Origin of the sequence: Bacillus cereus group sp. BfR-BA-01441, from assembly GCF_022663075.1 — a bacterium.
Classification (GTDB): domain Bacteria; phylum Bacillota; class Bacilli; order Bacillales; family Bacillaceae_G; genus Bacillus_A; species Bacillus_A cereus.
In genome coordinates, this window is the sequence record NZ_JAKUEU010000359.1 from 1 (window position 1) to 250 (window position 250).

A 250-nucleotide genomic window follows, 5' to 3' on the forward strand; every position below is an offset into this window, starting at 1 on the left:
TCTTATAGCGGTGGGGATTTTAATGTCAATATGCAACATACTACACAATAGAAGGTGATTTTTATGAGAAAATACGCAGCAATTGCTTTATGTACGTCTGCCATTCTAGCAGGCTGCAATACTAGCAATGTAAGCCAAGAACCTAAAAAAGAGAAAAAGGTTCAAGAAGTAGCTATACAAAAAGAGACTCTACAAGAACAAGGTAAAATTTCTTATACTCCCATCACACACGAATCTACAAACACAAGTA

At 35.6% G+C, this 250-nt stretch carries 1 pseudogene; it reads left to right on the top strand.

Going from position 1 to position 250, the window contains the following annotated elements:
• Positions 1-63: 63 nt before the first annotated feature.
• Positions 64-250: pseudogene (locus MR107_RS30845) on the top strand (polysaccharide deacetylase family protein); the annotation flags it as partial.